The sequence below is a fragment of the Legionella taurinensis genome, assembly GCF_900452865.1.
GTDB lineage: Bacteria > Pseudomonadota > Gammaproteobacteria > Legionellales > Legionellaceae > Legionella_C > Legionella_C taurinensis.
This window is the reverse complement of the sequence record NZ_UGOZ01000001.1, coordinates 532,460-555,920: the sequence shown is the minus strand read 5'-3', so window position 1 is coordinate 555,920 and position 23,461 is coordinate 532,460. Positions and strand designations below refer to the sequence as shown.

Sequence of the window (23,461 nt, the reverse complement as noted above, 5' to 3'; positions counted from 1 at the left end):
AAACAATAGACTTCGGAACTTCTTCGGAAGCGCTTCAGAACTTTCTGATTATAGACTTTTCTACTTTAGCAAGCCTTACATATCTATCGATATAGTTACTCCAATTATTGAGAAACTATAACAATACTGTAAATTCAACCTCTAGGAGTATTCTCATTATTATAATTAGCAATATAGAACATGCAATCAAATCCTAACGAAATTGGTATTTTAGGCTCTCCTACATGGTCCCAGTACTACTATTTTTTCTTCTATGCATAATTAGGTACAACCCTGGTAAAACAAGTAAAGTCAAGAAGGTCGATGACAAAATACCACCAATAACCACCGTTGCAAGCGGTCGTTGCACTTCGGAACCGGCTCCTACATTTATCGCCATCGGTACAAAACCAAGGCTTGCAACAAGAGCCGTCATTAAGATAGGTCTTAAACGAGTGAGCGCCCCTTGAACAATAGCATTTTTTAGCTCTTGTCCTTCTTCAATCAAGCTGCGGATAAACGACACCATCACCACGCCATTTAATACCGCCACACCGGACAATGCAATAAAGCCGACACCGGCCGAGATGGAAAAAGGAATGCCCCTCAACCAGAGTGCTACGATTCCTCCCGTTAATGCTAATGGAACACCTGAGAAAATAAGTAAGGCTGCCGGCGCTGAACCAAAGGCCATAAATAAAAGGCCTAAGATAAGCAACAAAGTAATAGGCACCACTATCATTAATCGCTCTTCTGCTGAAATAAGCTGCTCAAACGTACCGCCATAATTTATCCAAGTGCCGGCGGGCAAGGTAATTTTTTCACCAATAACGCGTTTAACTTCTTCAACAAAACTCCCTAAATCACGCCCTCGAACATTCGCTGTAACTACTACACGGCGCTTCCCATTTTCACGGCTAATTTGATTAGGGCCATAGGAGAACGTTAATTTCGCCACCTCTTTCAAAGGGACATAGTTGGGATTTGATTTACTAGTATCACTCTGCAACGTTAATGGAATGGGTAATTCTTCTAAAATATTAATGTCTGTTCGAAGGGACTCAGGCAATCTCACCACAATGTCAAAACGTTTATCGCCTTCGAATAACTGCCCTGCCTCTTTACCACCCAAAGCAATTTGAATCACATTTTGGACATCTGTGATATTGAGTCCATAACGCTGGAGGGCTGTTTTGTTAGGAATGATGGATAACACCGGTAAACCACTAGCTTGCTCAATTTTAATGTCAGCAGCACCCGGGATTTTTTGCAACACCCCTTTGACTTGCTTAGCTAACGCCAGTAATTGCTCAATATCATCACCAAAAATTTTTATCGCCAAATCACTTCTTACTCCAGAAATCAGCTCATTAAATCGCATTTGAATGGGCTGAGTAAATTCATAATTATTTCCCGGAATTTCTTTGACTGCGGTTTCCAGCTCATGAACCAGGACCTCTTTCGGCTTGTTAGGATTAGGCCATTGAGAGCGCGGTTTTAACATAACAAAAGTATCTGCTACATTAGGAGGCATCGGGTCAGTCGCAACTTCTGCAGTACCAATTTTACTAAAAACTTCGTACACCTCTGGAAATTGTTTAATCCGCTTTTCTAAAGTAGTCTGCATCGACACAGCTTGGGATAAACTTGTACCAGGAACTCGCATGGCATGTAATGCAATGTCTCCTTCATCAAGACTTGGGATAAACTCAGCACCGATGCGTAACAGCAATAATAGGCTTAGCGCTGTTACTATCACCGCCCCACTGACCATTCTCCATGGATTATCCATACTCCAGTTTAATAAAGGTTCATACCCTTTTTTAATAAAGCGGATAATAAAATTTTCTTTTTCCTCTACTCGACCACTAATAAATAGTGCGACAGCAGCGGGTACAAAGGTTAACGAAAGCACCAAAGCTGATAAAAGCGCCATAACCACAGTCAAGGCCATTGGGTGAAACATCTTCCCCTCAACCCCTGATAAAGTAAAAATGGGAAGATAAACAACCGTGATAATGACTACCCCAAAGATACTCGGGCGAATTACTTCGGCAGCCGCTTCTGAAGTTAACCTAAATCGCTCCTTTTTCGTTAAAACGCGACCTAGTTCATGTTGCGCCAAACCAAAGCGGCGGATGCAATTTTCAATAATAATGACTGCCCCGTCCACAATTAAACCAAAGTCTAATGCCCCTAAACTCATTAAATTCCCAGATACCCCTTGTGCTACCATACCGGTAATGGTCATGAGCATTGAAATGGGAATAACGGCAGCCGTAATTAAAGCCGCGCGAATATTGCCGAGTAAAAGAAAGAGAATAACAATAACCAGCAAAGCCCCTTCCAATAAATTTTTCTCAACCGTGGCTATCGTTCTATCCACAAGCTTAGTTCTATCGTAAACCGGTCTAACGATAACGCCTTTGGGGAGACTGCGGTTTATTTCTTCTAGTTTTGTAGCCACTCGAACAGACACTTCGCGGCTATTTTCACCAATGAGCATCATGGCGGTTCCTAGAACCACTTCCTTGCTGTTTTGAGTGGCAGCACCCGTTCTCAACGGTGAACCTAACTTAACATCAGCCACTTCACCAATACGAATAATCACTTCATCTCTTTTAGCCACAATTATCTTTTGGATATCTTCAATCGTTTTCACCTGTCCTGGTATTCTAATCAAATATTGTTCACCATTTTTTTCGATGTAACCTGCACCCATATTGGCATTGTTTTTTTCTAATGCTTGAAGTAGATCGTTAATCGTTAATTGATAGGCCAGTAATTTTTGTGGATAGGGCATGACATGAAATTGCTTTTCATAACCGCCGATGGAATTGACTTCTATTACCCCTTTGGTGTTGCGCAGTTGCGGCAAGATAATCCATTTCTGTACCGTTAATAAATCCATCGGCGTATAAGCACTACCATCTTCTTTGACCGCCCCAGGGATTGCTTCCACGGCGTACATGAAAATCTCGCCAAGTCCTGTAGCTATAGGCCCCATTTCAGGCTCCAAGCCAGGAGGCAATTGACTTTTGATTTGTTGTAGTCTTTCTGCGATTAATTGTCGTGCAAAATAAATATTAGTGCCTTCGTCAAACACCACCGTCACTTGAGAAAGTCCGTAGCGGGAAAGAGAGCGCGTGTAATCAAGTTTAGGAATTCCTGCCAAGGCTGTTTCAATGGGATAAGTGATGCGCTGCTCTACCTCTAAGGGCGAATAACCTTCAGCCTCTGTGTTAATTTGCACTTGCACATTGGTAATATCTGGGACGGCATCAATAGGCAATTTTTTAAAATTGTAGACACTAAATCCCATAAGACCAACAACAACCAATAGGACAAACCAACGGTGGCGAATGGAGAAATGAATAATATGTTCTAACATAATCGTCCTAATTTAATGCTCATGCTCAGCACCTGACTTCTCAATATCAGCCTTAATTAAAAAACTGTTGCTGACTACATAATTTGTTCCTGGTTTTAAACCACTTGTCACTTCCACCCACTGATCATCTTTTTCACCCAATCCTACTTTACGCATTTCATATTGATTACCCACCTTAATAAAAATAACCGTATCCTCTTTGACATTTTGCAGTGCGGAGGCTTGGACCATTAATGAGACCTGTTTTTCTGCAATGAGTACATCGGCTTTAACAATAGTCCCAGGACGCCATTCTTCAGAGGAGTTAGCGATGGTGACAATGGCGATAACGGTTTGACTCAGTGGATCGGTAGTAGGAAGAATCATAGTAATGGGTGCACTCACCTCTCTATCCTCTTCTTGAGAATGAATGGTAACCATTTGACCTTCATTGATTTTACCTAAATCACGTGGAAAAACATGAAGTTCAGCCCAAACATTGGACAAATTAGCAATGGTAAAAAGAGGCTCTGTTCCGGCTACATTTCCAGGCGTGATATTTCGGGTAAGAATACGGCCATCGGTTGGCGCACGCACCTCATACTCTTTCAAACTCTCGTTACTTTCAATCGTGGCTAACAAATCGCCTTTTTTAACCGAATCACCCCATTTGACGAATACATTTTTGACCACCCCTTGGAAGCGGGCACGAACTTCGGTAGTGGTATTGCGATTAAGCGTGATACGTCCATTAAGGTGGGCATATTTTTTTATTACACCTGGTCCTGCCGTTTTGACTTTAATTCCTTCTTCTTGGGCTGTTTTATCACTCAACGTAATCCTTCCTTCGTAGGAAGAATAGGTCCAGTTGTAGGGCTTATTCTCATAAATTGCTTTAATTGTTACATCAAAAGAGTGAGGTTCTTGAATCTCTTGATTACTGACTAAAGCGTCACTTTGAGGTACAAAGGTAATCGTAGTCACATCTCCTTCAAGACGTTTTAATTCGACAGTAAGACTTACTTTGGATGGTGAAACAGTATCCCCTTTATTGGATGAGACATACGCTTTAAATTTAGGTGATGCACCCTCTTCTGTTAGAACCAGTTCCAAGGTGAAATCCTTGTTATGGAATAAGCGACCATTATGTGGGCCGTGTTCTTCTGCCTCTGAAGAAGAACTACTTCCACTTGATGATGCTTCCGTGGCAAACGTAAATCGGATTGAAAGCCAGCATAAAACGCCAACTAGCAGGATTGCTGTGATGATTAGAAAATAATGGTACTTTTTCACATAAATTCCTTTTAACTTGTTATTTTTCCTGAGACTTATCACTCATCAACAGTCCCTGTATTTTAATAATGGCTTTATGGTAATCCGCATGTGCTTTGGTGTAATGCTCTTCCTCACGATTTAGCATGAGCATTGAATTATTAAGGATAAGGTAACTATAACGCCCCTGCTCAAAACCTTCACGGGCCAATTCAACCGCTTTATTGGCATTGGGTAACATTCTTGTTGTAACTTTCTGTACCTCTTCTTTAAATTGCAAGCCATCTAAAAAGGCCGCGTATAATGTGGTATCTAAGTTTAATTTTATTTTGTGTAACTCCTTAATCGACTCATTACGTTTCGCAAGAGCGGAATAGACATTACCCTGGTTTCGGTTAAAAACTGGAATAGGAGCCGAAGCAGAAACCACAGCGGCTTTTTGATCGTTTAGCTTAAAATGGCGAAATCCTAATTGGAGATTTAAATCAGGCCAAACTTGCTTAGCGGTTGCCGTAATGCGTGACCCCATCGCCTTCACCAAGGCCATTTGCGCTTTAATTAGATTGCTCGTCAAGATGCGTTTTTTAATGGAAGGCCAAGTATCTAGTTGATGGGAAAGGCCTTTTTCAGTTAAAACACACTTGCTAAGGCTCGTCACACCAACTAAATTAGCTAAAGCAATCTTGCTTTTTAATTCATCTCGACGTGCTCTATCAAACACAATGATCGCTTCATCAAGGGCTATCTCAGCTAACCTCAAATCAACTTCGGAATTCGCCCCTATCTCTAATCGTTTTTTAATGCTCGAAACCACTAACTCATTGAGTTGAACCAGGCGTTTTGACGCTTTGGTCCAATACTGAGCATAAAAGGCATCTACAAAGGCATTTCCTACATCGATATAGAGTGATGAACGGGTAGCTTCTAATTTTAGGCTGGCCGCAAAATATTCCATTTTGGCAGCTTCGCCCTGATAATATAACCGGTTCCCTAAGGGGATTGGTTGCTCGATTGAAATGGTTGTTTCTGTGCCATTATATCCTGACTCTAGCGTAGAGGGGACGCCTATATTGGCAGCATCTACAGCTAAAGAAGGGTTTGGATATAACCTCGATTGGATAAACTGCCCTTTTGCTTGTTCAACGACAGCCACTTGGGCTTGTAACGTAGGATTGTTTTGATAGGCTAATATTAACGCACGATGAAATGTTAAAGTGCTTGCTTGAGCTACTAGCGCACTTATCATTAAGAAGACAATAAACCAAAAGTTACGGCACATTTAATCAATCCTTTATCATTCAACTGTATTAACTTAGCGATTTAATACACTCGTGTAGAAATAAATGACAAGTGCCATAAATGCTACAATGGAAACAATAAACCCAATATTTTTAGCTAATTTTACGCTTTTTCCTTGTCGACGTCTCATAACAACAAACCAAGCCATCCCAATAGCAAATAGTATAAGCACTAAGGTAATCATTAGACCCGCGTTCATCCTTCTCTCCTCAATGAGCAACTTATAATCATTAAACTTATGAACATAGGCTGCTGCATGTAAAGTTCCTTTATCGAGACAGTAACGAGTACTCACTTACTATGGATACCAACTTTCTTAAAGGTCAATAATCGCAAACCATTGGCAACCACGAGGAGGCTAGCCCCCATATCTGCAAATACAGCCATCCATAACGTAGCTAAACCTGCCAGTGCCAAACCAAAAAAAATAATTTTAACCACAATAGACAAACTAATATTTTGGAACAGCACACTTGCCGTTTTACGGCTTAAATCAATAAATAGAGGTAACTTAACTAAATTATCATTCATGATGGCGATATCAGCGGTTTCAAGCGCGATATCGGTACCTTTTCCCATTGCAAAGCCTATGGTCGCCTTGGCAAGTGCAGGTGCATCATTAATCCCATCCCCTACCATGCCTACTGCACCATAACGCGTGATTAACTCGGCAATTGCTTTGAGTTTATCAACGGGTAACACATTTGCGCGAACTTCATCGATACCCACCTGATTAGCAATGGCAAGTGCTGTAGTCGCATTATCCCCTGTTAACATGCAGGTTTTAATTCCTTGTTGATGTAATGCTTTGATAGCCAATTGACTGGTAGGACGCAAAGTATCTGCCACAGCAAAAATTGCCAATACGTGTTTTGAATCACTTAAAATAATGGTAGTTTGCCCTGTTTGCTCAAGCTCTTTAAGTTGAGCTTCAATCTTTGGATTACAAACCTGATTGTCTTCAGCCAATTGATGGTTACCGACATAATACCGTGTGCCCTCTATTAATCCCGTCACTCCACGTCCAGGAAGGGCTTTAAAATCAGTTACTGAAAGTAATGCCGCTGGTTGCTGTTTTTGCCATTGTTTAACAATAGCCTTGGCAATAGGATGTTCTGAATGATCATCCAAACTGGCTGCAAGTTGCAGAGCATTCGTGTTTCCTTGGTCACTTATTTGAATCAATTTCGTAACAACTGGCTTACCTTCGGTAAGGGTACCTGTTTTATCCAACGCAATGGCTTTTAAGCGATGTCCTTGCTCCAAATAGGTTCCTCCTTTAATAAGAATACCGTTTTTAGCGGCAGCAGCAAGACCACTAACGACAGTGACAGGGGTAGAAATAACTAATGCACAGGGGCAAGCAATGACAAGTAAGGTTAAGGCTTTATAAAGCCATAAGGACCATGCCCCTCCTAAGAAAAGAGAAGGTATAATAGCAATTAAAACAGCAATTATTACCATAAGAGGCGTATAGTAATGAGCAAATTGATCTACAAAACGCTGGGTAGGCGCACGCTCCGCTTGGGCTTGCGCAATCGTTTTTCCAATCTTTGCAAGAACTGTATCGCCTGCTGCGACATTCACTTTAAACTGGAAAGAGCCATGTTCATTGAGAGTTCCCGCATACACCTTATCCCCTACTCCTTTATCAACAGGCATGGACTCACCGGTAATGGGGGCTTGATTTATACTGCTTTTCCCTACGATTATTTCACCATCTAAAGGAATTCGTTCACCAGGCTTTACCCAGATGATATTGCCTAAAGCCACTTGACTGACCGGGATACTCTGCCAACTGCCATCAACCGCTTTAACAGTAGCCACATCAGGTGCAATTTCCATCAGCTTTCGAATAGCCTCTCGTGCCTTATCCAATGAATACACTTCAATTCGTTCAGCAAGGGCAAATAAGACAGTCACCATAGCAGCTTCCGGCCACTCACCAATTAATACAGCACCTGTAATGGCTATCAGCATTAGACTACTAATATTAAGGGTTTTGGTACGAAGTGCTAACCATCCTTTTTTAAGTGTGATTTTTCCACTTAAGGCCATGGCAATGAGCGCAAGTACTGCAACCCATAGTGATTGCTCATCAGATAGGCTATAAGCAATGACTTCGGCCATGAGTGCCAAAAACCCTGCTATGCCTATTATCCACCATGAAGGATGTGGATTTTCTTCCAAATGCTCTTTATCTCGTTCAGTTTTTAATGTGACGTTCATTCCCAGCGCTTCAATCTTATTCAAGAAAAGGGCAGGTGTATTTAAATAATGTTGAATGGTTACTTCTTGGGTGATAAAGTTAAAAGTTAATTGTTCCACTTCGGGAATAGATTCCAATTGTCCCCGAATCAGCTTTTCTTCTGATGGACAATCCAATCCGCTAACGAATAATGTTGTTATTGTACTGGTCATAGAATCTTTCCGCTGTAATTACACTCACTTGTTCTGGCTATGCAGGGACTATCTAGAGTATTGTTTAAAGATTTATTGCTAGTAGCAAAAGCCTCAATACCATCATGAGTTTTTATAAGTTTTATAATAAATGGATTAAACAAGCTCATGATTACCCTCTAAATCTTCTGTAAAATGACTAATCATATCCATTAAAATGCAGCGGACATGCTCATCATCTATTTCATAAAAAATATGCTTCCCTTCTCGTTTTGCACACACTAATCGTGCTGAACGAAGCAGACGCAAATGATGGCTAACTAGAGGCACAGAAAGTTGTAATTGTTCTGCTAAATCGCTAACTGCTTGTGGTTTTTCAAGACAAGCCAATAAGAGTTTTAACCGATTAGGCTCACCCATTAATCGCAGAATATCTGCTATCACTATGACTATGTTATCTGAGGGCAGTTTCATATAATTCAACAGTTAAACAAGTGTTTAATTATAAAATAGATAAACTTGTTTGAATTGTCAATAAACACTAAGAAAACTGGTTAAAGCAAAATAGTCGCTTCATTCTTTATTAGTAAAACTACAAAAACCTTCTTCGTTCAAATGCTTTTTACTTTCATGCTGTAAGGTTGTGTGAGCAATATCAAATCGCGCTAATAAGAGTTTCCTAATTTTCGTTAATAGTTCTTCATAATCATAAGCCGGGTCGATAATTACATGTGCTGTTAAACTCATTTTATCACTGGTAATTGCCCATACGTGAAGATCGTGAATATCTCTGACGCCTTCGACTGCAGAGATCAGAGCAGTAATCTTCCCAATATCTATACCTTGAGGAATACCTTCCAGTAAAATATTAATACTCTCTTTAAGTAACACCCAAGTGCGGGGTAATACCCATAAGCCAATCAATACGGCAATGGCTGAATCAACCCATCCCCATCCCGTAAAACGGATGATAAGCGCTGCACTGATAACACCTAAAGAACCCAACATATCACTCCATACCTCAAGATAGGCACTTTTGAGATTCAAACTTTTTTCCTTATCTTCGGATAAGAGATACATAGAGACCAAATTAATCACTAATCCGATGCTTGCAATGATTAGCATCCCCATGGAGTAAATTTCTGGAGGTTGTTTTAATCGTTGATAAGCTTCGAACAAAATATAAAGAGCAACTAGAAATAACAAACCAGCGTTAAATGCTGCAGCTAAAATTTCAAATCTGTAGTAACCAAAGGTGCGGCGTGCATCAGCGGGGCGCTTACCTATTCGAATAGCAATTAAAGCAATAATGAGTGCGGTGACATCTGTCAGCATGTGTGCTGCATCAGATATTAATGCAAGGCTTCCAGTTATAATTCCACCGATTACTTCGGCTATTAGGAAGCTTCCTGTGAGTAATAGGGCCAACCAAAGTGATTGCTCTTTAGTGAATTTTTTAATATCTTGATGAGCCTCCCTATTCATCAATTACTCCTTGTTAAATTAGTTTACATAGATAACAAACCAAATATGGAAGTGATTTTGTTCAATAATTAATCTTATTTCGTAAAATGGATTGATGCGTCGTGTTTGTTTCAACCTAATAATAACTGGATAATATATCGGATACAAATAGGTTTAGATGATTATCCTTATATGGAATAGCCTCCTTTATAATCTTTAAATGAGACATGAATTTTAAGGTAATCTAAATGAAACTCCATACAAAAAAATAGCTGCCAGAATGAGGGTAACAATTATAGCGATGTAAAAATGCATGGTTTTCTTATGTTTTATAAAAAAAATTATTAGACCTGATAGTAAAATAATTAGTATCCCTACAGCACCTAAAAACCATGCATTTAATTCCATTCTTTATCCTATTGAACGTAGTATTATTTATTGGGATGTGTATGCCCACCGTCTCCACCAAAACCACCCTCATAACTATTCTCAGGATGAGTTTCAGTTGAAACCGCTTTTGTTGTACACGATGACATACTTAATCCTAGAATAAGTGCTCCTAAAAAAAAGATTATTTTAAATGCAGTATTCTTCATGTACTTCTCCTTTTAACCCAATAAAAAGTGGCTATGCCTATGTTAACATGTTGAATAATAGAATATAAGATGGAGATATTCTGTATTTGAGGTAACTATTGGCTCTGGCAATGGGATGAGCCAATTGATTTCATAAGATCAAATTTTTGGAAAGTGTAGCCAGAAGTGTAGCCAAGAATTTTTATTAGGGGAGGGATGTTTCTTATAAGCCTTACTGGTATTGGTCGGGACGGAAGGATTTGAACCTTCGACCACTAGCACCCCATCCTCTTTCCATCGATATTTAAAGTAATAACTTAAGCTATCAAATATAACAAAAAACCCTTGATCGGTAAAGGATTAACGCCTAATATGGGTATAATTTAGTAACTTTCGATAACATTCAAAAACAAAATTAAGTACCCACCAAAGTACCCATTAGTGCCACTTATATGCATGGGAGAAAATATGGCAAAGTTCACAGACACTTACATTAAAAATCTCAAACCTAAAGAAAAACGTGATGAAAAATATGAAGGCGGTGGCTTTGGTATATTCATTTATCCAACGGGATCTAAAACATGGATCTATCGTTATAAAATTGACGATAAAAAAGATTATATGATCATTGGGCATTATCCTGAAATGAGTTTGGCTGAGGCAAAAAAGAAATTCATTGATCTACGTGTCATCCGTCGAACTGGAACAAACCCAAAACTGGTGGCCAAGCAAGAAGAAGATCAAGCTAAATACACAGTCAAAGAATTCGTATTGAATTGGTATACTAACTATATTGAACGCCATCGAAAGCAACCCCAGCAAATCAAACAACATATTTATTCAGATATTATCCCTTCATTAGGTGATATAGAGCTTCAAAATATCCAAACAAGACATATCACTAAAGAATTAGACAAAATAGTTAAACGTGGCTCCCCTGTTCATGCTAATAAAGTGCTTAGCACAATAAAACAGGCATTCAACTATGCGGTAAGTCGTGGAGAACTGTCAGTAAATCCAGCTGCCAATATTCGATCTCGAGATATTGGTGGTCAAGAGAAACCACGAGACCGATATTTAACTCTGGATGAAGTCAAAACTATATGGTTATTTTTAGATAGTGATAAAAACGCTATATCACTGCAAATTAAAAATGCACTCAAAATTATACTGTTAACTGGTGTTCGCACAGGAGAACTGAGGCTAGCAACATGGAAAGAGTTGGATTTTGAGAGATCACTTTGGACTATCCCTCCTGCTCATACCAAAACTGGACTAATCATGCGAGTGCACTTAACTGAGCTTGTCAAATCATTATTTCAGGATCTGAATAATTGTAGTACAGGAGAATATGTTATCAGTGGTGCTGATGGCATATCTCCACTTTCAGATAAAGCCTTACCAAAAGCCGTGTTACGAATACAAGATCGAATAGGCATCCCTCAATGGACAGCTCATGATCTGCGCCGTACATTTGCCACACAACTTGGCGAAACACTCCAGGTAGATCCCGTAGTGATAGAAAAATGTCTCGGCCATAAAATGCCTAAGATAATGGCAACCTATAACAAAAATGAAATGCTCCCACAACGTCAAGAAGCACTAGAAAAATGGGCTAATTTTATTGAAAAACTTATTTTAGTGCTAGATCACAATGATTATACTGAAGCTTCTTTAATGGATAAATTAATGAATATTGAGCAGTTAGATACGCACGGAACCATCTTTAATTCACAATAAGTTAAATCTTTCTTGGAATTTTTTTTCATTAATCAAATAATCCGGTGACTTTATTTATCAAAATAAAAAAATACTTCATTCATCGCCATCGGGAAACAACCCAAAACCAAATAAATTAGGGTATCAATAACGTGATACCCTAAATTAACAACTTAGAATGGACCATAAAAAAAATTGCCATTAAATATGTATGTAACTAAGCTAATTCAAGATCTTTATGAAGAGGTCTATTAGACAATTGAAATATTTGATCTGTTTTAAGTTTTTCATTTATATATAAATTAGAATATTCTTTAATAGCACTCGCAATAAATGTACCTAATTTAACTGGAACCGCATTACCAATCATCTGCTCTAAATTGGTTTTACATCCTACGAATTTAAAGTTTTCTGGAAATGTTTGTAGCCAACTTCGCTCAATCGTGGTTAGTGGTCTAATATCTTCTAAAATTACGTTCGCAGGATCGCATGTATTCAGTTTATACCCCTTTGGAACCGGACGGTTGACTCCCCGAACAGTCGGACTAGGTTCATCAATAGAAAACACACCCCTTCGGTTATAATTTCGTGGATGACGATAATAATTCTCTAAACCAAGTTTATCTCCTAGATAATCTCTAATCGTTGTAGGTTTATCAGAAAGGTTTTTTTTGATAATACCCTTCAACTGATTGTGCTTATCCCCATAATGGCCAATTAGAAAAAACCGAGTTCTTGCTTGAGGTATACCGCAATAAGATGCATCAAGTATTATGGATGTTAAACCATAACCTGTAGCCTCAAATTGGTCAATTATATCGACAAGTATATGGCTTTTCTTGATTTGCTCCACATTCTCCATAACAAACCATTCTGGTTTCACTGCACAAACAATGTTCGCAAAATTATATGTTAGGTCGGCACGTCCCCCGTTAATATCGCGTTTTCCTGCACTAGAAAAATCTTGGCACGGAGGTCCTCCCATTATAAGATCTGGTAAATATTCTTTTATTTTTTCAATAGCATTTTTCTCATCCGTTAAGTCTTGTTCAAAAATTGGATGATGAAAATTTTCCTTATATACATTAATTGCAGGTTTCCAATTCTCAAATGCAGCCATAATTGTAAAACCAGCGTTCTGGAAACCTAAAGACATCCCCCCACATCCTGCAAAAAGATCAATGCATCTCATTCGAATAACCTCGGTGAACTAAATATTATGGCATCAAAACGCCTTTCTGGACTTAATAAATTCTGCCCACCACCTAAAATGATTTCTTTGATTTCATTTTTTAGAATAGCAGGTTTAACTAATCTTTCACATTTCATATATTTGTTGGTTATATTTCCCGCTGAAGCAAAAGCCTTATCATTCTTTGTATTATATGAAAGTGAATCTATAATAACTTTATGATCAAAATGCCCTTTATTCTTTATATCGCTAAGCATTTTAAATAACCAAACAGCTGTTCTTGTTTGCCGAGTAATATAGGGTGCTTTAGTGTCTCCCTTAGCAATTTTTGATATGAAATTACAAAAACCAGCATCACTCCAAATAAACATATCCAGACAATTTTCAGCTAAAACCGAGACTTTTCCAATAGTTTTCCAAATTGGCTGGAGGAGGAAAGGACGCTGTTTATCTTCTAATACCACAGATATTTTGGCAATAGCATTTACTATTTCAACTATATTTTCTAATACATATTTTGCTTCTGTCCAATCTTGAATTGCAATTTCTGGAATTAGATCATTCAAAGATGATGAAAGTCCCGAAGCAATGCTACAGGCTAAATAGACTATCGTATCTGGCCTAACTACTATCTCACATCCGTATAACCCTTCATCCAGATTGCAAGTTGTATTGTCGGGAAGTGCGGTCAACTTGACTTCTAATCCAGATAAACATTCTCCGGTACTTTTTCTTTGTATAACTAAATCTGTTCTTGGCAAGGTGCCAAGTACATGTTTTTGATAAGGAGTATGCTGCGATTCAAAAGCAAAAAAAGTATCTTCATCGTTAAAGCTTATTCCAAATACATTATCTATAGATATTAAATCATGCTTAAAAATCCCTTTTGAAATAGAAAGATAGTTCGCTAGCATATTCTTTGAGGCCATATAACAACATAAAGCAGCAGGAAAAGATGAGTTAAATTGGTTCTTACCCCATGTTTCTTTGCGTGTAAAATCTCTATTTGTATTAATTAAACCAAATAGTCCAGGTTCAACATTCATATAATACCTTCTATTAAAACCTAAAACTGCCTCATACCATCTAGGTAGAAACAATAAATTCACTATACTTGAATGTAAAATAAATCACTTGTTGAGCTTACATACGAAATATATCATCATCGATAAACACTTTACCCAATGTAAAATTGGGTAAAATCAAATACTAATTCAAAAGAGTGAGGAATGCATTCTTGAAAATTCCAATCTAAATTTTACCTACAAAATAGGTAACGCGAAGATTATACTCTTCTTTCGCAATAAGGGGCTATTTTGATTTTTTCATTATATTCAGGAATAAATTACTAAAAATCCCACTCAATTTGTTAATTATTTTATTAACACTAACATTCTACAACTGATATTTGAATATCCTCTTACGGTGATTGCTATTATTTAATATAAATAGATCTGATTATCATTATCAATTATCAATCTAATCAGCTACCCATGGTTCATTTATTAAACAATAAAAAAGCCCCGAAAATGGGGCTTAGTACCTTGAAAAAACATGAGTCATTCCATTTCCTTCTACCGAACAATAATCACTGATAAAAAGATCACGAGCAAAAGCCTCACAATCAAAATAACACATCAAATTATCTGGTATCGCATTACTATAGCATTCTTCAAAAAGATGCCAGGCAAAATCAACTTCTGAATCGTAACAGCCATGATAACAATCAGTTACCATCTTTTCTGCATCTTCAAGCCCATATTCAGCAAGCAAAGCCTGTCCAAGTTCGTCATGCTCAACTATAAATTCCGCATAAGCTACCACTGTTGCAATAGACTCATACTCATCAAGCCTGAGATTACCAAATCCTTCAAAATCATGGATCGCAAATTCCTCGGCATTCTCTATTGGACTATTTGCTAACAGGGTTTGTATATCTGCCATTACTTCGCTTTCGCTTTGGGTAGCATCTATCCATTCACCATATAAAATACCATTATTGTAAGATGCCAAGCAGGCTACATAAATTTTAGGTTTATCCATGGGCTTGTTCTCCTGAAATTATAAAGAGAGCAAGTCCCTGCGGGAGCATGCTCCCGCATTAGGTTGTTATTAGATTTGAAAATAGATATATTTTGCTAATTAAATTACAACAAGCCTTAAAGGATTCCTGTGATTTCTGATAAATGAAATCAGCGATTCCAATTTGCTTAAACTTAGTTCTGCCTGATTAGCATCATCCATAGTTAACTTCTGGCGATAAACCTGAAGATCATTGACGCACAAAGCTAATTCAACTAACAGATGTTCAATTTCCAAAGAGTTAGGATTAATTGTTTGCATGGTATTGCTCCTTGATTTAAAGAGGATTACCTATCCCCATTGGGATAAAAAATCCCCAATGGGTTTGCAAAACAAAATCACCGAAACGGTGGTTGATTTGCCTGATTGTTAAAGAAGTTATGCTTATAGCATTCCTGGGCATAAAGCCATGAATCATATCCATGAAATTGAATCTTGAGATAAACAAGATTCAAAAGTTTCCCGACTAAACGTTCCACCATTAAATTAAGGAAGAAGATGGTGTTATCACAAGACCCGAAAAATTTAATCAGGTTTCACCAGACTCACACTGGATCATCAGTTGTGTAGCCTCAATTTTATCTGGCCTTATTGGAAAATCAATACTTTTTCTGATGCTGTTATCAAATGAATCTATTTGATATTAATTGATATTTTAACAACAACCTGCATGATGATTTAACTCAGCATATCAAACCATGCTTCAACAATCATAACCATTGCCAAGGTGTCCAACTCGCAGTATCTTAAAAGTGCTTTTCTCAGCTCATCACGCTCAAAATCACTCATATGAGTAAATTGTAATTTGGCATAAGCAATGGTTGCAGCCCCTCCTTCCTTTAATTGATCATCTTCAAATAACAGTTCAATTTTCTCATTTGGTATTTCTTTATTGATGGGGGCAAGCAATGAATAAGGATCTTTAATTTCGTTGTGATCAAAAACAATCCATTGTTGATCTGTAAAATTTTTACTGGAGACTCCATTTTTAGCTCCATAAATGGGTTTACTGTATTTATCCTGTAAAAACTTAGAACGCTTTATGATTGTTGGAAATATTGTTTTAATAGAGTTTGACCCTTTAGTAAAAGGATCATAATAAAATCGTTTTACCAGCTCCCATAAATCAACCATGCATCGAGCTCCCTCCCATTGTTCACGACTTTTACCAGACGATTTAGTAATTGATTTTATGAAGTCACATAGTTCTTCTTTATCGGGAGGTGATTCGGACATTTCTTCAAGTTGGCGCAAAATAAAATTGAGGTATGTATTTTCATGATTGCTGTAACGAAAAATGGTCCCGGTATCTTTTTCTAATTCTTTTTTAAGAGCCCGAACAAACTCGATAGAAGGATCGATGCCTGGATCAGTATTTAAGTATTCACCAAAATGCTCAATATTCCCTTGCTGGTCAATGATATGATGTGAAAACTGGAATGCAACACCTTGATATGGATGCATGCCTTTTTTAAAGGGAATTGGCATCATAGCTGTTTCAAAATCAATAAAATGTAATGGGTAAGTCCATGAAGCGATTTCATCTTCTAGCCCTTGCTTGTCCAACCATACCTCATTATCAACATTTTTAACTTTTTCTATCTGAAGCCATTGCCGCTCAGATTGAGAAAGACCTGGCTTACCGTCACTTTTAGTTTGAAAATCAGACTCATCAAAATCTTTGAGCTTAATAAGTCCTGATTTTAAGCATTCATCTTTTTTGGGATAAGCCCATAAATCAAGTATGGTGGAATCTTGAAAATCAGAGTCACTATACTGCAAAGCTTCAGTCCAACACTCCTTAAATCCTGATTTAAAACCTGCCTCATCTTGAAGTGTTCTAAATTGGCATTTAGCGCATTCCTTTTTTAGAATAGGTGGTGATTTTTTATCTCTGAAATAATAGTCACTGAATTCCTGGAATTGATTTTTAAAATCAATGCCTTTTTCATCGCGTTCAGTCCAAATTTTTTCAATTAGATCGTCTACATTCATTTCTTTTAAGAGTGGGACAGATAAATCCTCAGCAGATAAAGTATCTGCTATTTTCACGCGTGGCTTTCCAAATTGATCTTTCTCCAAAATAAACTTTTGGTTCAATCCATCCGTTGGACAAAGGCTATCTTTATCAATAAGCATCAGATAGCTTGAGATTCGGTAATTTGGATAAGCGTTCTGTAATACCCATTTCTGAAAAGCAATATCTGCAATGTACGATTTCCAATCAGCATTAATTGTTCCATCTCTTTTTTCAATATTGGTTCTTGTGTTTTTATCAATAGATTTTGCTTTTACCTCAATGAGCTTAAGGTGATTCTTCTCTTTGATTAAAATATCTGCTCGAACAAAATACCTCTTATATTGAATGGCTGCTTCAAATAATATTATGGATTCATCAAGCAGCAATTTTTGAGTAGCGGTTATTGATGATTTATTGTCATCTTCTTTAATCAGAATGCCTTGAGGGTAATAGCATCGGGCTAAAGCCTCAACTTGATAACCCCCTTCTGCTAGTGCTTTGAGAAATGCATCTTCTGTTAGTTGGTTTGCGTATTCACGTTTATCGACATAATAAAGCTTAGTGGGGCATTCGAGTGCCAACTTAAATTTAGATTTAGTTAGGTTAGAAGACATCAATATCTCTATTCGTCTATTCATATCAAAGTGTAGCAAAACAAAAGAGATAAAATTTTTAACCAATATAAATGTTATGGAAAGCTTTGCATAAAACTTATTGTGGAAAGTAAGTGATTATGTAAAGTAGTTCAATAAAATCTAATAATTTCATGGCTCATCCACCAAATTACATTACATAATATCTAAAAAATTACAGGTGGTTCTCGATTAAAATAGCGCATGTATGTGTCCTCTATAAAGATTGCAGCCACTGCAATAATGATTTATTTTCTTTCCATGAAGGTATTTTTGGTATTGGTGCCGTACTGACTTTTTCAATTGCTGCTCGTTTCATTTCAAGATTAGCTCTGGCATAAATCTCTGTGGTTTTTATGTCTACGTGGCCTAAGAAGTCGCGAATAATATCTAAAGAGACGCCACCTTGTAGCAAATGCATACCTTTTGTATGTCGAAGCGTATGCGGACTGATTCTTTGTTTATACTGGGGAGAAGCTTCACGTACTAACCGTTCATATTTTTGTAGAATATAATTAACCCCTACACGTGTTAATTTGTTACCTTGATTGTTCCGGAACAATGGATAATCAAACGTCTCAGGAAGCAATAAATTATTTTCATGCAAATAGCTCTGCAAAAGATTAGCTGTATTATCCATAAGAGGAACTACACGTATTTTTCTTCCTTTGCCTAAAATACGAACTTGGGCTGGCGTCTTTAATCGTACATCCCCCACGGTAAGGTCAATTAATTCCTGAACTCGCGCACCAGTATCGTAAAGAGTACTTAATAGCACAACATCTCTCCTACCCTCAGGTTTTCCAAGATTTGGTTGTGCTAAAAGAGCAGCAAGATGATCTTTAGAGAGATAGCTCACTTCAGGACGGACAAACCGGCGCAACGGAATGGCCAGTATCCGCTGGCATTGCAGCAAATATAGTGGATCTTCTACTTGAATATACCGAAAAAATGCATGCAGTGTGGTTAGACGATGATTTAATGTGCGTGGCGTACAGTGTCGATCTTTTTCAATATGATCGAGAAATGCCTCTATTAAAACCACATCAACCTGTTCAAGTTGTAGTTTTTCAATCGGAATATTTTTTACATCACGACAAAATCGCAATAGTAGAATAAAGACATCACGGTATGCTTTTATAGTATTCGGGCTTAAGTTCCTTTGGCCAGCCAGATAGTTGCTCAAGAAGCGGCTTAAATAAATTGAAAAATCTGTTGGTTTCATGATTGTCTCCCTTTTGGTATTACACCGCCAAACTGTTCATTCATGCGTTCAGTCAGGTTAGGAAATAACTCAGCAGTCAGATGAAGATATTTCTGTGTACCTGTAAAATTTTTATGGCCAAGATAGGCTACAAGAAAAGGTAGCTTCGCATTCAGATCACAACCTTCCTCATACCACTGAACCAGTCTGTGTACCGCAAAAGTGTGGCGAAGATCATGGACTCTTGGTCCTTTCCCTCTGCCTCCATGAGGAATACCACATTGGAGTAACATCTTTCGGAATAGGGTATAAATGGTTCCTTTGCCCCAACAACTTTCTGACGGTGAGGGGAAAAAGAAAGTGTCTTCAGTTCGTTTTTCCAGAGAGTTAGTATCTATGCTTTCAGCATATACTCGCAAGCGTTCTACCATGTCCAACGCAGGTGGAACCAGCCGGTCTTTACCATGCTTACCTTCTCGAATAGTGATAACACCTTGTTTCAAATCAACATCACGAACACGTAAATTCAATACCTCACTTAATCGAAATCCACATCCATACAATAAGCGAAATATCTCTGGAATAATAAGATGTCGCAGGGGCGAACTTGCTGCTGGCTTAAGTTGATCTACAGCATGAAGAATTTTTTGAATCTCAATTTGTGTAAAAATATAGGGTGAGAAAGCATATGACCGTTGAGCGCCAAAGCGATAAGGAGGTACATAGGCTGGGTAACCCAATCGTATCATTAATCGCGCAAGTTGCCGAACGAGAATAATTCGACGTTGTTGTGTTGAAGCTTGCTCATCAGGTTGTTTCTCCAGCCATTGCAATACAAGTTCTTTAGGTAACTCATTTTGCTTTATTGTCGTATGGCACAGGAAGTGATCAAAGCACTTTAAAATACGGTCTAGTTTTTCATATTTATATCCACTGGCTCGTTTTTCCAGAATCAGTTGATTCATCATTGGTGCAAGTGGGCTTTCAAACTGAATAGCTTTGCTGTTAGTTGACATGATTCACCTCATTGATACTCAATGCCACTTGACGTAATGTTTCAACGCTCGCTTTAGCGTAGATCATCGTTGTATTCATGGAGGCATGACCTAAAATATCAGCAATCAGCGAAAATGGAATATTATCCTCTAGCAAATAAGTGGCTAAACTATGTCGTAGTGAATGCAGACCTTGGTGTTGTTGGCTTCTAAATTTAATACCAGATAAATCGCGCCAGTATCTAACTATGTTATAAAAATGAGTATTTTTGCTATAGGGAGTGAAAGGCTGTGTTAACTTCAGAAATACTTGCCTATAATTTGTTTCGGGACGAGCGAATTTAATATAATCGATCAGAGCATTACCCACTTCATTGGTTAAAGGGAGACATAAAGGAGCTTTAGTTTTGCCTTGAGTGATTGAGATCATTTCTGCTTCCCAGTCAATATTATCTAATGTAAGCTCACGAATATCGCCTAACCTTAACCCTAATCGGCAGGCCAGTAGCAACATAGCGTAATCACGTTTTCCTCTGGGTGAGCTTCTATCGACTGTATCAAGTAATTTAGTTATCAATTCGCGGTCCCAAACGGATGGTATTTTTGCCTGATAAGGAACAGAAACACTAGGTACTGACTGGCTCAAATCATTTTTCAAGTCACCTCGATAAATCAGGAATTTGAAGTACATACGTAGATAGGAAGCAATTCCTGAAATAGTTTTTTGACTGTAACGCGATAATGAACAGATAAAATCGGATATGTCTTTGGGTTGTATCTGGCGAAATGTTTTAATATCTCGTTTTCCCATGAAATTAAGAAATAAACTTATTTGGCTAATAGATACACTTGCAGTGTTGGGACTCAAGTAACGTTTCTCTATGCAATATTTTTTATATTCATATAGACTTTTCTGCATTGCAAATGGGATTTCGAGTTTGTCTAATACAATTTTGCAACGCTCGAAATAGCCAAAACGGGCATAATTCCACAGTATTTTAAGGCTAAATTCTGCATGTCTTCGCCAATCATTGTATGCAGCAGTTGGCAAATCAGAGCGAATATCATAAAGTGCTAAAAATTCAAGAATAAGCTTTTCACAAAGCTGATTTTTGAAGCCATACTTTTTGGCAAACGTTATTAGCCTTGTCCAAGTGGACTGATAACGACGAATTGAGCGAGCGTTATATTTAAGTACTTGTAATTGACTTAAAGCACCAAAAACTAATTCATCTAGTGATAACTTTTTTGATTTAACCTTATTCATAGATAATCCTCCTTTAAGTGCGGCGGTCTTTTATGGCCGCATAGAAGGATTATCGGAGATATTATGTAAAGTATTTAGGCATCTATATATTGATAGTACTGTTCTTTTTCGAGTTACTTTACATAATCACTTACTTTCCACAATAGGTTTTGATGATCCCTAAACGAGAATGCCCCAATTGGCGGCTAAGTATTTCCCTCGCACTTCTATCCCATTCGCGTTCATGACCCTTGAGGTTTTTTGAAGATTTACCACCGTTTATAGGACAAATTAATCCTTTCCCATTTACATCAAAACTTTTAGTCAATTCCACGTATAGCCGCTGAGCATAGGCATGGCGCAGGCCATGGCATTTGCTAAGGCCCATATTTTGTGTTTGAACTTGATAATGACTAAGGTGCTGTTTGTAGGTTCGGTTTTTGGGAATCAACGAGTGTCCTGGTAACACTAACTGCATGGTTTTAGCAATCCACTGACGTTGTTCCTCATTAGTGATTTCAACAATTCGTCCAATACCCCCTTTTGTCCAGCTAGGTTTTATTTTAAGACAATCACCTTGCCAGGCATCGCTAATAACCAATTTCATTGATTCTTCCCGACGTAATCCAAAAAGCGATTGGGCTTCAAGGGATAATTGAATCATAGGATCGGTACATTTTGAAAAATCTATCTGATGTATAGCTTTGCTATGAGTAGGAATGTAGCTACGCTTTGAGATTTGATATGCGTCATTATCGGGTTTAACCAGATGAGGCTTATCCAGCAAAATGCTTAGTTTGCGTAATTTTGCCATGTAGTTTTTTATTGTTGCAGGATTTTTGTCCTGGGTTTTCCAATGCTCGACCAAAATATGAATATGCTTGGGTTTGAGGCCATTAATGTGTCCTACCTGATATCCTAATTCATGTAAGTCTTTAATGCAGCGATTTAACATGAGGCGCATATCGGCTTTGCTGGCAAAGGAGTATACCTTGATACTTTTAACGCATTCATTTATCGAGAACTGTGCGCTTTTTAGTTTTGATTTACTCATTTAAGTAGAGCCATAGTGTATTAGGGGATTTAATCCCCATTTCATCGCGAATGAGCCAATTCGTTTGGTAATTACCAAGAATGGGCTGCAGTTCTTTTTTTAATTGTTGAGCATAAAGGTATCGGTAAGTTTTATTGGTTGGTAATTTATAAGCACTTAGTGCCATACCCCAAAGGGTGCGAATGGTATTATAGCGATGCATATCTAACAAACTTTGACGGCCTTTGCTGTATTGAATCAATGCCTGAAGAATCACGAGTTGGCTCTTGTGACGAATGGGGATTTTTCTATCCTCTGAATTAAAGGCAACTTCACGGGTGAGCAAAAGTTTGTGTTCTTTAATGTGTATGTCTGGTCTTAGATTAATGGCTTCATTGAAGGTCAAACCGAATTGGATTTGACAGGCCATAATAATTTTCGCGACCGGCTCATTTATATTTGTCCAAATATCTGGAGAAACTATTTTTTTTCTTTTGGACGAATAAATTCGACCCAATCCCAAGGATTTATTATCGATTCCTTGTAATGGACAATCGATGTTGTTTAAGAAACTTCGAATCGTGGTCATGTAATCCATAATAGTAGCAGGCTTAACTTTATTGTCTTGCCAAAGCTGAATCAGGTTTTGGATATGTTGAATTTTTAAAACAGACCAAGAACTGGGGATCTCACCATTCGTGAATAAATCATCAATCATTTTGTGAATGACGAAAGCTCGATTTTGTTTATCCTTGAAGCTGCCTCGTGTATCCGATTTTAAGTAGCGATTGGCAGATCGCCTCAAAGACTCTTTTCGCATGATATTGTTCTCTAAAATACTTGCCCTGACTTTGGTTTAGTGTTGATCGAGCGGCTCACTCAAAAGCGATACCAGGCTTACGCCACAAGGCTCCAACTGGGGGGCAAATCAATCGTTATAAGGCAAACGATATAGCCTGTTTACTGCGGTTTTTTAGTG

Annotated in this window: 19 protein-coding genes; 1 reads left to right on the top strand and 18 read right to left on the bottom strand. The window is 37.9% G+C overall.

All coding sequences use genetic code 11. The annotated features are described in order from the left end of the window. Positions 1–220 precede the first annotated feature (220 nt). From DYE45_RS02610 to DYE45_RS14750, 8 genes are all read right to left on the bottom strand, one after another. On the bottom strand, positions 221–3,370 hold the full coding sequence (locus tag DYE45_RS02610) for an efflux RND transporter permease subunit (RefSeq protein ID WP_115300386.1): 3,150 nt from the start codon (positions 3,368–3,370) through the stop codon (positions 221–223). A gap of 12 nt (positions 3,371–3,382) precedes the next feature. Beyond that, a complete protein-coding gene (locus DYE45_RS02605; RefSeq protein WP_160160662.1) occupies positions 3,383–4,642 on the bottom strand; it encodes an efflux RND transporter periplasmic adaptor subunit in 1,260 nt (419 codons plus the stop codon). 19 nt (positions 4,643–4,661) lie between these two features. Further along, entirely contained in the window at positions 4,662–5,900 is a 1,239-nt protein-coding gene (locus tag DYE45_RS02600) for a TolC family protein (protein ID WP_115300384.1), read from the bottom strand. A 33-nt stretch (positions 5,901–5,933) separates the two neighbouring features. Then, a complete protein-coding gene (locus tag DYE45_RS02595) occupies positions 5,934–6,215 on the bottom strand; it encodes a hypothetical protein (RefSeq protein ID WP_133138225.1) in 282 nt (93 codons plus the stop codon). Next, positions 6,212–8,341: a heavy metal translocating P-type ATPase gene (locus DYE45_RS02590; RefSeq protein ID WP_115300382.1), complete on the bottom strand. Its 2,130-nt coding sequence runs from the start codon at positions 8,339–8,341 to the stop codon at positions 6,212–6,214. Before DYE45_RS02590 ends, DYE45_RS02595 begins: the two co-directional genes overlap by 4 nt. A 135-nt stretch (positions 8,342–8,476) precedes the next feature. Continuing rightward, the gene (locus DYE45_RS02585; protein ID WP_370447864.1) at positions 8,477–8,794 is read right to left on the bottom strand and encodes an ArsR/SmtB family transcription factor; all 318 of its coding nucleotides are present in this window, start codon (positions 8,792–8,794) and stop codon (positions 8,477–8,479) included. A gap of 99 nt (positions 8,795–8,893) precedes the next feature. Then, the gene (locus DYE45_RS02580; RefSeq protein WP_115300381.1) at positions 8,894–9,805 is read right to left on the bottom strand and encodes a cation diffusion facilitator family transporter; all 912 of its coding nucleotides are present in this window, start codon (positions 9,803–9,805) and stop codon (positions 8,894–8,896) included. Between the two features lie 410 nt (positions 9,806–10,215). Continuing rightward, entirely contained in the window at positions 10,216–10,380 is a 165-nt protein-coding gene (locus DYE45_RS14750) for a hypothetical protein (protein ID WP_165481726.1), read from the bottom strand. 447 nt (positions 10,381–10,827) lie between these two features. Between DYE45_RS14750 and DYE45_RS02575 the strand changes: the two genes are divergently transcribed. Then, positions 10,828–12,099, top strand: a complete 1,272-nt coding sequence (locus DYE45_RS02575; RefSeq protein WP_115300380.1) for a tyrosine-type recombinase/integrase — start codon at positions 10,828–10,830, stop codon at positions 12,097–12,099. Between the two features lie 196 nt (positions 12,100–12,295). Here DYE45_RS02575 and DYE45_RS02570 read toward each other — a convergent pair whose 3' ends face one another. The 10 genes from DYE45_RS02570 to DYE45_RS02525 all read right to left on the bottom strand — a co-directional run bounded on the left by DYE45_RS02570 (position 12,296) and on the right by DYE45_RS02525 (position 23,302). Next, entirely contained in the window at positions 12,296–13,270 is a 975-nt protein-coding gene (locus DYE45_RS02570; RefSeq protein WP_115300379.1) for a DNA cytosine methyltransferase, read from the bottom strand. Further along, complete coding sequence (locus DYE45_RS02565; protein WP_115300378.1) at positions 13,267–14,316, bottom strand: HindVP family restriction endonuclease; 1,050 nt, start codon at positions 14,314–14,316, stop codon at positions 13,267–13,269. The genes DYE45_RS02570 and DYE45_RS02565 overlap by 4 nt, the downstream gene beginning before the upstream one ends. 490 nt (positions 14,317–14,806) lie before the next feature. Further along, the gene (locus DYE45_RS02560; RefSeq protein ID WP_115300377.1) at positions 14,807–15,313 is read right to left on the bottom strand and encodes an antirestriction protein ArdA; all 507 of its coding nucleotides are present in this window, start codon (positions 15,311–15,313) and stop codon (positions 14,807–14,809) included. A gap of 99 nt (positions 15,314–15,412) precedes the next feature. Beyond that, the gene (locus DYE45_RS02555; RefSeq protein ID WP_115300376.1) at positions 15,413–15,613 is read right to left on the bottom strand and encodes a hypothetical protein; all 201 of its coding nucleotides are present in this window, start codon (positions 15,611–15,613) and stop codon (positions 15,413–15,415) included. Positions 15,614–16,030: 417 nt separating this feature from the next. Further along, on the bottom strand, positions 16,031–17,986 hold the full coding sequence (locus tag DYE45_RS02550; RefSeq protein WP_165481725.1) for a DUF2779 domain-containing protein: 1,956 nt from the start codon (positions 17,984–17,986) through the stop codon (positions 16,031–16,033). 235 nt (positions 17,987–18,221) lie between these two features. Next, positions 18,222–19,229, bottom strand: a complete 1,008-nt coding sequence (locus DYE45_RS02545; protein WP_006871350.1) for a site-specific integrase — start codon at positions 19,227–19,229, stop codon at positions 18,222–18,224. Beyond that, the gene (locus tag DYE45_RS02540; RefSeq protein ID WP_115300375.1) at positions 19,226–20,224 is read right to left on the bottom strand and encodes a tyrosine-type recombinase/integrase; all 999 of its coding nucleotides are present in this window, start codon (positions 20,222–20,224) and stop codon (positions 19,226–19,228) included. Before DYE45_RS02540 ends, DYE45_RS02545 begins: the two co-directional genes overlap by 4 nt. Then, the gene (locus DYE45_RS02535; protein ID WP_115300374.1) at positions 20,214–21,470 is read right to left on the bottom strand and encodes a site-specific integrase; all 1,257 of its coding nucleotides are present in this window, start codon (positions 21,468–21,470) and stop codon (positions 20,214–20,216) included. Before DYE45_RS02535 ends, DYE45_RS02540 begins: the two co-directional genes overlap by 11 nt. A 130-nt stretch (positions 21,471–21,600) precedes the next feature. Then, positions 21,601–22,503, bottom strand: a complete 903-nt coding sequence (locus DYE45_RS02530; protein ID WP_115300373.1) for a phage integrase N-terminal domain-containing protein — start codon at positions 22,501–22,503, stop codon at positions 21,601–21,603. Beyond that, entirely contained in the window at positions 22,496–23,302 is an 807-nt protein-coding gene (locus DYE45_RS02525) for a phage integrase N-terminal domain-containing protein (protein ID WP_165481724.1), read from the bottom strand. The genes DYE45_RS02530 and DYE45_RS02525 overlap by 8 nt, the downstream gene beginning before the upstream one ends. Between the last annotated feature and the right edge of the window lie 159 nt (positions 23,303–23,461).